The sequence below is a fragment of the Acinetobacter sp. ANC_7634 genome (genome assembly GCF_056779875.1).
In genome coordinates, this window is sequence record NZ_JBWYIT010000001.1 from 595,595 (window position 1) to 609,006 (window position 13,412).

The following is a 13,412-nucleotide window of genomic DNA, read 5'->3' on the forward strand; positions in this document are numbered from 1 at the left end:
TTAATTTTCCATCTAACAGTTTAAAATAGGCGCTTATTGTAACAAACCATAAGGCTTAGCGGTTTAAAATAACTGCAAAAGTCCAAATTAGTTGAGTGAAGTCATGAGTCTATATGCAACCCAAGATGAGAAAAAACAAGCAGCAGCACAAGCAGCTTTAAAACACTTACCGAAAGGGGGCATTTTAGGCGTAGGCACAGGCAGTACTGTTAACTTTTTGATTGATTTACTTCCTGAACTTCAATTAGAAGCTGCAGTTGCAAGTTCGGAAGCGACTGCGCAGCGTTTGAAGAAGCTGGGTATTGAAGTGGTAGATATGAACTCAGTGGGTGGTCTTGATGCATATGTAGATGGTGCAGATGAGATTGATCGTCATATGCACATGATCAAAGGTGGTGGTGCGGCATTGACACGTGAAAAAATCGTGGCATCGATTGCAAAAAAATTCGTCTGTATCGTAGATGATTCTAAATGGGTAGATCAGTTGGGGCGTGATTTTCCACTTCCTGTTGAAGTGATTCCAATGGCACGTTCTGCTGTTGCTCGTAAAATTGTCTCTTTAGGTGGCGACCCAGCGTACCGTGAAGGTGTAGTGACCGACAATGGTAACGTGATTTTAGACGTGCATAACTTAAATATCTTAAATGCACTTGAGCTTGAAAAAACATTGAATGATATCCCTGGTGTGGTATGCAACGGTATCTTTGCTTTGAATAAAGCAGACATTGCGATTGTTGCGACCAACAACGGTATTGAAGAGCGTACAGCGATTTAATTTTAACTCCTTGACGAGCTAGTCTCCCTAAACTCCCTCTTTTTAAATAGAGGGGCTTTTCTTCCCCCTTTCTTAAAGGGGGAGATGGGGATTTAATAATTAAAGAATAACAATGACTTTATCCGACCTTCCTGATATTGAAATCACCAAAAGTATTCGATCGAAAAGACTACGTCTACGTATAGATGGAACGTCAATTCGTGTGACTGCGCCATGGTTTTGTACCCATAAACAAATACAACAGTTTGTTCAAGATTCAGAAGCTTGGATCGTTCAAACTTGGCAGGCACAACAAAGTAAAATTCAACAGATTGATCGCGTTTTACCTTTATCTTTACAGTTATTTAATTTAGAAAATTCTATTAAAATTCAATATATTCAGCAGAAATTAAACTATAAGTTTGATTCAGTGATGAATGAGCTGAGTGTGAGTGATCGTCAGCCTCAACAATATTTAAAAGCCTTTGTTATTGATTATGCTAAACAGCATCTGCCTGTATATCTGGCTCAAGTATCTGATCAGTGTGGTTTAGCTTATCATGGCTGTAAGATTCGTCAGCCAAAAACGCGGTGGGGAAGTTGTACAGCACGTCATGACATTATGTTGAATAGTGCTTTGGTGCTTTTTCCTCAGGAAATAACACGCTATGTTTGTGTGCATGAATTAGCACATACAAAGCATTTTAATCATAGTGCTCAGTTTTGGGCGGAAGTGGCGAAGTATGATCCAGATTTTAAACTTAACCGAAAAAAATTAAAAATAACGCCGTTGCCATATTGGTGGATGCATAATTAATTATTATGCTGGGATTGCTTTGTCGATATTAAAGAATCAATTGTTTAGCGCTAGTCAATTAGTCTGATCTGGCGACTGGTATTCTAAATTTTGGCTATCATGATTGCTCTGTTTGGTTAGTTTGTCTCTAATATGCTCATAAGACGAATTGGTGTGTGTTTTTTTGATTCTAATTTTGTCTGTACCTGCTTTAATGCTTTATAGCATCCTCATGTATATTCTACTGAACCTGAGTAATCCTATTCACTTTCATTGGACGAACTATTTATCGCTTTTTGGCGGGGCTATAGCGTGGTTGATATTATTGATCATGGCAATTTTATAGATAAATCAAAAAAAAGATTTCTAAATTGCTTTCCGTGAGTGGAGGGTTATGTTCGGTATGGGGAGTAACTCCTTTTGTTGTGAAACAGGATCCGATCGTATTTCTTGCTCTCCCAGGGTTTATATTTGCACTGTATTTATGCTATTTGAGTTGGCAGGTAAATCAATGAAGTCACATGATAGACTTTATTAGATGCTTAACAGAGCCATCTAAATTATTAAACTTATAAAATAACAGCATTCCCATATGAAAGGGTTCAGAAAGTCACAAGTTCCTGTCATACTACTGCCTGTAACGAATACAGTCATTTAGAGGTAGATATCGTGATTTCAGTTGGTATTGTTGGTGGTACAGGATATACAGGCGTTGAACTTTTGCGTCTTTTGCTGCGACACCCAAATGTTCAAGTGAAAGCACTGACTTCTCGTACTGAGGCTGGTCGTCGTGTCGATGATATGTTTCCAAGTTTACGTGGTCATACCGATCTAGAGTTTTCAGATTTAAGCTTAGATTTATTAAAGTCATGCGATGTTGTGTTTTTTGCGACACCACATGGTGTAGCGATGAAACACGCTGAAGAATTAGTAGCAGCGAATACAAAAGTAATCGATTTAGCCGCTGACTTTCGTTTGCAGGATTTAGCGCAATTTGAAAAATGGTACGGTATGGAGCATGATTGTCCAGATCTACTTAAAAATTCAGTGTATGGGCTTTCTGAGCTCAATCGTGAAAAAATTAAACAAGCTCAAGTGATTGGTAATCCTGGTTGTTATCCAACGACAGTTCAAATTGGTTTGGCGCCTGTACTTAGATCTTCAGAAGTATTGGTAAAACCTGAAAGTATTATTATTGATGCAAAATCTGGTGTATCTGGAGCTGGACGCAAAGCAAGTTTAGGCATGATCTATACTGAAAATGCTGATAACTTCAAAGCCTACGGTGTAGCAGGGCATCGCCATCATCCTGAAATTGTTGAAGCGCTTGAAAATATATCAGGACAGAAAGGTGTATTTGACAATATCCTTTTTGTTCCACATTTGGTGCCGATGATTCGTGGCATGTTATCTACAATATATATCGACTTAACAGAAGCAGGTCAGCAAGCCGATTTGCAAACAATTTACGAACAGTTCTACCAAAACGAGCAGTTTGTTGATGTTATGCCGGCAGGAAGTTCACCAGAAACTCGTTCTGTTCGTGGATCAAATGATTTACGTATTGCGTTGTATAAACCACAACCAACAAAGTTAGTCATTTTAGTTGCCCAAGATAACTTGGTGAAAGGTGCAGCAGGACAAGCTGTTCAAAACATGAATTTAATGTTTGAATTTGCGGAAAATGCAGGCCTTAACGTGATTGGTTTATTACCATAAAAAACCTTTTTTGACTTCACACACATTTAACTTTGCAGTTAAATGTGTGTTTTGATTTTATAAATTAGAGATGACGATGCAAAACTCAGAATCAAATAATACGTCACAGCATAAAGATGAAAAAAATATCGGTTTTTTTCAATCGAATAAACCCCTTATGGCGGGTGGGATCATCTTATGTGCAGGCAGTTTACTTCTGGGCTATACGGTTGGTCATCGTCAAGGTCTAACTGTAGTTGGTTATGATGCTGACGCGGAACAATTGGTTGAAGTTGTCGAAAAACAAAAAAAAGAATTATCTGAACTGAATAAGAAATTAAATACCTCAGTTCAAGAACGTGATGTTGCTGTAACTAACTCAAACGATATGTATGCTGCATTAAATCAAGCCAACGCTGAAAAACTTCAAATTGAAGGTCAGAGTGCGATTTTCCGAGAAGTGCTGAGACAACGTGGTGGATTGAGTTTAACTGTGCAAAATTTAGCTGTTAAGTCGCTTCCAGAAAATGTATATGAATATCAGGTTGATTTAGTTCAAGTCAGTCCGAATAAACGTAAAGCATCTGGTGAAATTGAAATCAGATTAATTCAAGGTACGGAAGTCTTGGTTGTTCCAATTTCAGAAAAATCATTCAATTTCGACCATTATCAGCGATTAACTGGTCGTTGGACCATGCCAAAAGGCTTTACGCCCCAATTTATTGAAATCCGTGTAAAAGGCTCAAGTGCTCAAACCAAGCGCTTTAGTTGGCAACGTGGTGAAGCAATCGAATCAACTGCTGCATTTGCAGCTGAAGTACCGCAAGCTGCGGCAAATTCTCAATAATAGATTATAGAGTGCTATGCGAAGTAATAAACGTCATAAATGTCTCAATGACATTAAATTATCATTTCAACAATCTGGATTGGTGGATTGGCACTTCAATCCACGATTGAGTGATGCACAAAATGATGAATCCGATGGCGATTTAGCTGTAGCAACAGCACCACCGCAATTTAAGCGACCTCCCTTATACAATGTGGTATTGTTGAATGATGATTACACGCCAATGGATTTTGTAATTGAAATTTTACAACAATACTTTGCATTGAATCTTGACCAAGCTACCGAAGTAATGCTAACAGTACATTATCAAGGGAAAGGTATCGCTGGTGTCTATCCTAGAGACATTGCTGAAACCAAGGCTAATCAAGTCAACAATTATGCGCGCTCTCAAAGTCATCCATTGCTTTGCCAGATCGAGCCACAAGAATGAGGGGATCACATGCTCAGTCGTCAATTAGAAGTATCACTGCGTTTGGCTGTTAGCATGGCTCGTCAAAAGAGACATGAGTTTCTTACAGTTGAACATTTGTTACTCGCACTTTTAGATAATGATTCTGCCGTGAATGCACTAAAAGCCTGCGGTGCAGAAATTGTCAGTTTGCGTAAAGAACTTGAAGAGTATGTAGAGCAACATACGCCTAAATTAGGCGATAATGCTGAGCAAGCGCCTCATCCTACAGAAAGCTTTGATCGTATATTGCAACGTGCAATTTTCCATGTTCAGTCTAGTGGTGGAGATCGGACAGTTGAAGGTGCAGATGTACTGGTTGCAATGTACTCAGAAAGAGATTCATTTGCGGTTTATTTGCTAAAACGCCACCAAATCAATCGTCTTACTTTAACTCAATATCTTTCACACGGTGCGCGTAAGGAAGATGTTCCAGCTGAAGAAGAAACGGATGACTTAGATGGTGAAAACTCAGCCTCAGCAAATGCAGGTCCATTAGAACTTTATACCCTAAATCTCAATGCAGAAGCTTTAAAGGGTAAAACCGATCCTTTGATTGGTCGTGAAAAAGAAATTGAGCGTGCAGCTCAAATTCTATGTCGACGTCGTAAAAACAATCCGCTTTTGGTGGGTGATCCAGGTGTGGGTAAAACATCCATAGCAGAAGGTTTGGCTTGGCTGATTGTTAACAATAAAGCACCAAAGCCACTGCTGAATGCGGAAGTCTATAGTTTGGATATCGGTGCACTTGTTGCAGGTACAAAATACCGTGGTGACTTTGAGAAACGATTAAAGCAATTGTTAAATGCCCTAAAGAAGAAGCCCGAAGCAATTTTGTTTATAGATGAAATTCATATGATCATTGGTGCAGGCTCAAGTATGGGTAGCACTATGGATGCATCGAATTTAATCAAACCTGCATTGGCAAATGGTACTTTACGTTGCATTGGCTCAACAACGTTTCAAGAATATCGTCAAGTTTTTGAAAAAGATCATGCATTATCACGCCGTTTCCAAAAAATTGATGTTAATGAGCCATCAATTAATGAAACAATTGATATTCTTCGTGGACTCAAGTCTAAATTTGAAGAATTTCATAAAGTTCAATATGATGATGCAGCTCTTGTTTCTGCAGTTGAGTTATCGGCTAAATTTATCAATGATCGCTTCCTCCCAGATAAAGCGATTGACGTAATAGATGAAGCAGGGGCACAACGACGTTTGAGAGCTGATCAAGATAACACTTTGATTACAGTTGAAAATATTGAAGATATTGTTTCGAAAATTGCACGAATTCCACCTAAAACTGTGTCTAAAGATGATAAATCTGTACTTGAGCACTTAGAGCGTGATCTTAAACGAGTTGTATTTGGTCAAGATGAGGCGATTACCGCATTATCCTCTGCAATTAAATTGTCACGAGCTGGGCTTAAAGCACCAGATAAGCCAGTTGGTAGTTTTGTATTTGCAGGACCTACTGGTGTAGGTAAAACTGAGGTAACAAAACAACTTGCAAAACTACTCGGTGTTGAACTAGTCAGATTTGATATGTCTGAATATATGGAACGCCATGCGGTTTCACGTTTAATTGGTGCACCTCCAGGTTATGTTGGTTTTGATCAAGGTGGCTTACTGACTGACGCAATACATAAAAATCCACATTGTGTATTGTTATTGGATGAGATTGAAAAGGCACATCCTGATGTGTTTAATTTATTGCTGCAAGTCATGGATCATGGTTCATTAACTGATAATAATGGTCGTAAGTCAGACTTCAGAAATGTCATTATAGTGTTAACAACGAATATTGGCGCTGAAAGTATTTCCCGTACAAGTATTGGTTTTACAGAGCAAGATAATAGTCGTGATAATCAGGAAGCAATGAAGAAGGCATTTACACCAGAGTTTAGAAACCGCTTAGATGGGGTTATTCAATTTAAAGCTCTACCTACGACAGTAATCGATTCTGTAGTAGATAAATTCCTTACAGAACTTCAAGCTCAACTTGATGACAAAAAAGTTGTTTTAGAAGTAGATCAGTCTGCACGAGATTGGTTAAGTGAAAACGGTTATGATCGTCTGATGGGTGCTCGTCCAATGCAGCGTTTGATTCAAGAGCATTTGAAAAAGCCGCTTGCTGAAATGATTTTATTTGGTGAGCTGGCTGAAAACGGCGGTAATGTAGCAGTAACAGTTAAAAAAGAAGATGGCAAAGCCGTTGGATTAAAGTTGGAAGTATTTGAAGATTCTGCAGCTGAACCAGCATAGTGTGTTATTAATTGTATTAAAGCCCGTTTATTTAAACGGGCTTTAATTTTTGGGTGAAAGTATGGACATACAAGTTACAAAAGTAATATCTACGACAGCTTTATTTTTTCTGACAGCACTGATGGAAATATTAGGGTGTTACTTTCCATATTTGATCCTAAATCAAGGGCGTTCGCATTGGTTGTGGCTACCCACTTTTGTCGCACTCGCTGCTTTTGTGTGGTTATTGACTTTGCATCCAGCAGCATCAGGTCGAATATATGCTGCATATGGAGGTATTTATATTTGTTCGGCATTGTTGTGGTTAAAGTTTGTGGATCAAATGGATCTTACTAAATGGGATATCATTGGTGGCGGAGTGGTTATTTTCGGGGCGCTGATTATCATTTTACAGCCACAAGGCTTAATTCGGTGAGCTGTTATAGGAGAAAGTCTGTTTAATTAAATTAATAATAAATCGACCTTGAATATTTTTGATAAAAATTTAGAAGCCTATTTAATAAAATTTACATAAAGGCTTTTTAAATTGGCATGAAATAGGCATATATTTTCCGCCTATAATTTTGAAATACTTCAGAGTTTCATCATTATTCGACAATAAACAATGTAATTAGAATAAGGATTTTTCATTTGTCTACAACATATTCCAAGCAAGAAAAAACCAGCCGTATCAAAGGAATTATTGGTGCAGCTTCTGGTAATTTAGTTGAATGGTTTGATTTTTATATATATGCAGTATTTGCTGTATATTTTACCCAAGCTTTAACTGCGCCAGATATGGATAGTTCTACCCAAGCCATCTATGTGTGGGGTGTATTTGCAGCAAGCTTTTTTATGCGACCTATCGGTAGTTGGCTTTTTGGTCGAATTGCAGATAAACACGGTCGAAAAAAATCAATGGTCATCTCAATTATATTGATGGCTATAAGTTCTTTCATGTTTGCAGCGTTACCAACGTATGAGCAAGTGGGTATGGCTGCACCGTTTTTATTATTAATGGTTCGATTGCTTCAAGGCTTATCCGTTGGTGGTGAATATGGTGCTGTGGCGACTTATATGAGTGAATTGGGTTTAAAAGGTCAACGTGGCTTTTTTTCATCATTTCAATACGTAACGCTCACGGGTGGTCAACTCCTTGCAAGTTTATTGGGTGTAATATTCTTAGCTTTTATGTCTGAACAGCAGCTTTATGATGGGGGATGGCGAATTCCATTTATTATTGGTGGTGTTGCAGCAATTTTATCTTTATTAGCGAGAAGTAGATTAGAAGAGACTTTATCCAGTGATGAAAGTGATAAAGAAGATTCTGGTACACTTCGTGAGCTTTTTAAAAATCACTGGAAAACTTTCCTTTTGGTAGTTGGTTATACTTCAGCAGGCTCTCTTAGTTTCTATGTGATTACAGTTTACTCAAAAACTTACCTTACCAATATTGGAATAGATCCTAAAACGGTAGGGTTGATGATGACAGCCTGCATTTTTGTACTCATGGTGGCGCAACCATTCTTTGGTGCATTGTCAGATCGTATTGGTCGCAGAAATTCTATGCTGTTATTTAGTGGTCTGATGGCTATATTTATCTATCCAGTCATGGCAATCGGGATGAGATATTTTAGCGAAACTCCATTTATTGTCGCGATGCTACTGATTTTCCTGATGCTATTGCTTAGTTTGTATACCTCTATTGGCGGTATTGTAAAAGCTGAAATGTTTCCTCCGCATGTACGTGCGTTGGGTGTAGGTTTCTCTTATGCGATAGGTAATGCCGTATTTGGTGGTTCTGCACCTTCTGTTGCCTTGCAGTTTAAGGCCGCAGGAATTGAAAATTCATTTTTTATTTACGTGATCATTATTTTAATCGTATGTTTCTTTTGTAGTTGGCAACTTCCCAAAGAACCTAAATATTTAAAAGATGATCATTAAGATTTAGAAAATAAAAAAGCACCCGAGGGTGCTTTTTTAGTGGATGAAATTAATCTTTTTTTAAGCTTTCATTGATGAGGAACTCAACAAGTGCTTTTTGAGCGTGAAGGCGGTTTTCAGCTTCATCCCATACCACAGCATTTTTGTGATCGAGCATATTTTCTGAAATTTCTTCACCGCGATGGGCAGGTAAACAGTGCATAAATAAACAGTCTGGATGAGCAAGATCCATTAGACGTTCATTGACTTGAAAATCAGCAAAAGCTTTTTCACGAATTTTTTGCTCTTCTTCTTGTCCCATGCTGGCCCAAACATCAGTAACGATAAGGTCGGCATTCACTGCAGCATCTTCAGCAGAGTCTACAACTTCGGCGCAGTGCGCGAATTCAGAGAGAAATTCAGGTTTTGGTTCATAACCTTTTGGTGATGCAATCTTAAGTTTAAAGCCCCACATATGTGCAGCTTCGATATATGAGTTACACATATTATTACCATCACCAATCCACGCAACGGTTTTGCCTTGGATAGCGCCACGGTGTTCTACGAATGTTTGAACATCAGCAAGCAATTGGCAAGGGTGGTGATCATCGGTCAGTGCATTAATAACTGGGACTTTAGAATATTCTGCAAAACGTGTGACAATATCGTGGCCAAAAGTACGAATCATCACAATATCAAGCATGCTTGAAATAACGCGAGCTGAATCTTCAATCGGTTCGCCGCGACCTAATTGCGTATCCCGGGACGAGAGGAAAATTGCGCTACCACCAAATTGGGTCATACCAGCTTCAAAAGAAACACGGGTACGTGTGCTCGATTTTTCAAAAATCATTCCCATTACTTTACCAACAAAGGGTTGGTAGACTTCATGATTATGCTGCATGCGTTTTAATTCTATAGCACGATCAATAATGCGATTTAATTCTGCAGTTGAAAGGTCACGTAAAGTAAGAAAATGTCGTAGAGCCATGGTTACTCCACAATCATTGTTTCGTCAAAATAGTGAATGAGACGACCAATAATTGTTGGTTGATGAAAAAAAACGAGAATCGACTAATATACTATATGTAAAGAGAATTGCAAAAAAACTAGACTTTTTGGTGCCCATCTAGGAAGCGATCGACAGAATAGCTGATGTATTCGATGGTTTCTTGATCGGTTTCAAGTACTGGTATCCCCATTAAAATTTTCCATTCTAAATTTCTTAAGATTCCAAAATATAATTGAGCAGAAAATAAAGGATTTTCACATTTTAACACACCAAGTTTATGCGCATTTTCTAATGCATTTGCGATCGCTAACTGGATATGTTTAGGGCCTTTTTCGTGCAAATAAAGAGCAAGTTCTGGATTTTTTTGGGATTGCTCAATCACGAGGCGCATAAAGGCAGTGTGATCTTCTTTTTTAATGTGGCGATGAAAGTTAAGTAGTGTATGTATCAGATAAGATCTAAAATCGCCATGATCTGGATCATATGCAACACAGATATCTTTAAAAAAGAGTTCACGTCGATAATCACATATAGCAGTAAAAAGTCCTTCTTTGCCGCCAAAATATTTATAAATAGATGCTTTGGAGCCTCCAGCATGTTGAACAATATCATCCAAAGACACAGCATCGTAGCCACGTTCCAAGAATAGCGTATTGGCGCTTAGCAATAATGCTAAACGTCGTTCTTGACCACGGCGAGTATGGGGCATATCACAACCAGAAGTTTCAATATGCGGAAATGGATGTTGCATGCAGTATCAATAGCGAAAATGAAATTGAAGATGGAGTATAACAAATTAAAGCACTTAACGCCTGACACTCAAAATAATAACAAAATCAAAAAATGAATGATAATTCATTTTTATATGACTAAAGTTTTAGAGCAAAAATACTAAACGGTCATATATCAAACTAAATTTATAGATATACTAAAAACTCGATAATTATAGTAAACACTGTGGAAAGGAATATGACAGAACAATCGTCTGCAGGCTTAAGATTTAGACAAGCATTAGAAGTGGAAAAGCCATTACAAATCATCGGAACTGTAAATGCATATGCAGCAATGATGGCAAAACAAGTTGGCTATAAAGCAATTTATCTATCAGGCGCAGGTGTTGCAAACTATTCCTATGGTCTTCCTGATTTGGGAATGACGAGTTTAGATAATGTGCTTGAAGATGTTCGTCGTATCACTGAACGTGTAGATACGCCTTTGCTTGTGGATATTGATACAGGTTGGGGCGGTGCATTTAATATTGCACGAAGTATCAAGCAAATGATCGCTGCTGGAGCTGCTGCAGTTCATATTGAAGACCAAGTTGCGCAAAAACGCTGCGGACATCGTCCGAATAAAGAAATTGTGTCACAACAAGAAATGGTAGACCGTATTAAGGCTGCTGTTGATGCAAAAACTGACTCTAATTTCGTGGTCATGGCACGTACGGATGCACTGCAAAAAGAAGGGCTTCAAGCTGTCATTGATCGTGCATGTGCATGTGTTGAAGCTGGAGCTGATGCTATTTTTGCGGAAGCGATGACTGATATAACGATGTATAAAACAGTCTGTGATGCTGTAGGTGTGCCTGTGCTAGCGAATATCACTGAATTTGGTGATACCCCTTATTATACGACCGAAGAGCTAGCAGAACAGGGAATTTCTATGGTGTTATACCCATTGTCTGCGACACGTGCGATGCAGAAAGCAGCATTAGAAGTGATGCATTCTATTCGTAAAGACGGCACGCAAGTGAATGTTATTGATAAAATGCAACAACGAAAAGAATTATACGAGTTCCTTGATTATCATACTTTCGAAAACACACTAGATAAGCTATTCACTCAGGAGAAATAAAAAAATGGCTGAAGGAAAAGTATTGACTGGCGCAGGATTGCGTGGACAAGTCGCAGGTAAAACAGCACTTTCAACCGTTGGGAAAAGTGGTGCAGGCTTAACATATCGTGGTTATGATGTTCAGGATTTGGCGGAAAATTGCCAATTTGAAGAAGTTGCATATTTAATTTTCTTTGGTGAACTACCTACGGCGCAACAACTTGCGGACTATAAAGCAAAACTAAAATCACTGAGAGCATTACCACAAGCACTAAAAGAAGTGCTTGAGCGTATTCCAGCAGATTCACATCCTATGGATGTTATGCGTACAGGTGTTTCTATGTTGGGTAACTTAGAAACAGAACAGTCCTTTGGTGAACAGCAAGATATAGCTGATCGTATTTTGGCAACATTGCCAGCCATTATTTGTTATTGGTATCGATATAGCCATGATGGTGTTCGTATCGAAGAAAATACTGATGACGACTCAATTGGTGCTCAATTCTTGCATTTATTGCGTGGCGAAAAACCTAATGAATTGCATGAACAAGTCATGAATGTTTCTTTAATTCTCTATGCAGAACATGAATTTAACGCTTCAACATTTACGGCACGTGTGTGTGCTTCGACGTTATCAGATTTACATTCGTGTATTACAGGTGCGATTGGTTCTTTGCGTGGTCCACTGCATGGCGGTGCAAATGAAGCGGCAATGGATATGATTGAGCAATGGAAATCTCCTGAAGAAGCTGAGCGCGAAATGCTGGGTATGCTCGAACGCAAAGAAAAAATCATGGGCTTTGGTCATGCAATTTACAAAGACAATGATCCACGTAATGGGATTATTAAGGTATGGTCTGAGCGCTTGGCTAAGGACGTAGGAGATACTGTTTTATATCCAGTATCAGTACGTTGTGAAGAAGTCATGTGGCGAGAGAAAAAATTATTCTGTAATGCTGATTTCTTCCATGCTTCTGCTTATCACTTTATGGGTATACCAACGAAGCTATTCACGCCAATTTTTGTGATGTCTCGTGTAACAGGATGGGCGGCACATGTGATGGAGCAGCGTGCGGACAACCGTATTATTCGACCAAGTGCAGATTACACAGGACCTGAATTACGCAAAGTTTTACCAATTGAACAGCGTGCTTGAAAAGCATAATAAAAAGCTCCTTCGGGAGCTTTTTATTTTGTTGAGCAGAGTAAAATGGCATCTTGTTTTTCGTAGCCTGTTTCAGTAGGAATACCCATATAACTAATAACTGCAACGCGATAATTGGGGAAAGTGTGAGGAAATGCGTAAAGTTTTTTGATCTGAGGTAAATTACGATGATATCGAATATTCTCGAATTGTTGGCTTTTATACATTGAAGGTTTAGAACGTTGGCTGAGTTGTACCTGAGATTGGAATTTACTTACTTTAATTTCAGGCACGTTTAACCAAAAATTTCCAGTCTGTTCTCTTTGTTTATTTAATTTTAGGTTAGCAGTCTTAGGGCTTAATGGCGCTGGTTTGACAAGGCGAGCTTGAATACTTTGAATTTTGCGAAGCGTATGCTGAGTTTCAGTAATGTGATTTCGGCTATTTAATGGGGTATAAATGGATTGAACCTCAATCGCTTTATGTGGGTTTCTGCTGTTGAGCAAATAATAATAAAGTGTTGGTAGTCGACCAGATTCATCATGGTAATGGCGTAAATAATATATTTTCTGATCTTTAATATCTGAACCTAGTACTTCTATTGTCTCCGGACCGCCGACTGTGGCAAAGGAGGGTGAAGAAATAAGGCAGAAGATGATACCTAGATAAGTTTTATGCTTTAAGTGATTATTGTTCATTTGGACTCATCT

The 13,412-nt window shown here is 38.5% G+C and carries 13 protein-coding genes; 10 read left to right on the forward strand and 3 right to left on the reverse strand.

Annotated features, from left to right (window positions below; all coding sequences use genetic code 11):
• Positions 1 to 103: 103 nt before the first annotated feature.
• The 8 genes from rpiA to AC1M9A_RS02870 all read left to right on the forward strand — a co-directional run bounded on the left by rpiA (position 104) and on the right by AC1M9A_RS02870 (position 8,734).
• Entirely contained in the window at positions 104 to 775 is a 672-nt protein-coding gene (gene rpiA, locus AC1M9A_RS02835; RefSeq protein ID WP_481591051.1) for a ribose-5-phosphate isomerase RpiA, read from the forward strand.
• Between the two features lie 112 nt (positions 776 to 887).
• The gene (locus tag AC1M9A_RS02840; RefSeq protein WP_481609579.1) at positions 888 to 1,571 is read left to right on the forward strand and encodes a M48 family metallopeptidase; all 684 of its coding nucleotides are present in this window, start codon (positions 888 to 890) and stop codon (positions 1,569 to 1,571) included.
• A gap of 648 nt (positions 1,572 to 2,219) precedes the next feature.
• On the forward strand, positions 2,220 to 3,269 hold the full coding sequence (gene argC, locus AC1M9A_RS02845) for an N-acetyl-gamma-glutamyl-phosphate reductase (RefSeq protein ID WP_481609580.1): 1,050 nt from the start codon (positions 2,220 to 2,222) through the stop codon (positions 3,267 to 3,269).
• Between the two features lie 76 nt (positions 3,270 to 3,345).
• Positions 3,346 to 4,095 carry a DUF6776 family protein gene (locus AC1M9A_RS02850; protein ID WP_035263690.1) on the forward strand — a complete coding sequence of 250 codons (750 nt, stop codon included), beginning with the start codon at positions 3,346 to 3,348 and terminating at the stop codon, positions 4,093 to 4,095.
• Between the two features lie 16 nt (positions 4,096 to 4,111).
• The gene (gene clpS / locus AC1M9A_RS02855; protein ID WP_481609581.1) at positions 4,112 to 4,525 is read left to right on the forward strand and encodes an ATP-dependent Clp protease adapter ClpS; all 414 of its coding nucleotides are present in this window, start codon (positions 4,112 to 4,114) and stop codon (positions 4,523 to 4,525) included.
• 9 nt (positions 4,526 to 4,534) lie between these two features.
• Entirely contained in the window at positions 4,535 to 6,811 is a 2,277-nt protein-coding gene (clpA, locus tag AC1M9A_RS02860) for an ATP-dependent Clp protease ATP-binding subunit ClpA (RefSeq protein ID WP_035263687.1), read from the forward strand.
• Between the two features lie 61 nt (positions 6,812 to 6,872).
• Positions 6,873 to 7,226 (forward strand): YnfA family protein, encoded by a 354-nt coding sequence (locus AC1M9A_RS02865; RefSeq protein WP_092766358.1) that lies wholly within the window; start codon positions 6,873 to 6,875, stop codon positions 7,224 to 7,226.
• A 215-nt stretch (positions 7,227 to 7,441) separates the two neighbouring features.
• Complete coding sequence (locus AC1M9A_RS02870; protein WP_092766357.1) at positions 7,442 to 8,734, forward strand: MFS transporter; 1,293 nt, start codon at positions 7,442 to 7,444, stop codon at positions 8,732 to 8,734.
• Positions 8,735 to 8,783: 49 nt separating this feature from the next.
• Here AC1M9A_RS02870 and argF read toward each other — a convergent pair whose 3' ends face one another.
• Positions 8,784 to 9,704, reverse strand: coding sequence for an ornithine carbamoyltransferase (gene argF, locus AC1M9A_RS02875; protein WP_092766356.1), 921 nt, complete (start codon positions 9,702 to 9,704; stop codon positions 8,784 to 8,786).
• A gap of 118 nt (positions 9,705 to 9,822) precedes the next feature.
• Positions 9,823 to 10,476: a TetR/AcrR family transcriptional regulator gene (locus tag AC1M9A_RS02880; RefSeq protein ID WP_092766355.1), complete on the reverse strand. Its 654-nt coding sequence runs from the start codon at positions 10,474 to 10,476 to the stop codon at positions 9,823 to 9,825.
• Positions 10,477 to 10,694: 218 nt separating this feature from the next.
• On the opposite strand from AC1M9A_RS02880, the gene prpB reads away from it, so the two are divergent.
• Together prpB and prpC are read left to right on the forward strand one after the other, a co-directional pair.
• On the forward strand, positions 10,695 to 11,579 hold the full coding sequence (gene prpB, locus AC1M9A_RS02885) for a methylisocitrate lyase (RefSeq protein WP_035263679.1): 885 nt from the start codon (positions 10,695 to 10,697) through the stop codon (positions 11,577 to 11,579).
• A gap of 4 nt (positions 11,580 to 11,583) precedes the next feature.
• Entirely contained in the window at positions 11,584 to 12,714 is a 1,131-nt protein-coding gene (prpC, locus tag AC1M9A_RS02890; protein ID WP_481591046.1) for a bifunctional 2-methylcitrate synthase/citrate synthase, read from the forward strand.
• Positions 12,715 to 12,746: 32 nt separating this feature from the next.
• Here the strand turns inward: prpC and AC1M9A_RS02895 are convergent, their stop codons facing one another.
• The gene (locus AC1M9A_RS02895; RefSeq protein ID WP_481609582.1) at positions 12,747 to 13,400 is read right to left on the reverse strand and encodes an aminotransferase; all 654 of its coding nucleotides are present in this window, start codon (positions 13,398 to 13,400) and stop codon (positions 12,747 to 12,749) included.
• Between the last annotated feature and the right edge of the window lie 12 nt (positions 13,401 to 13,412).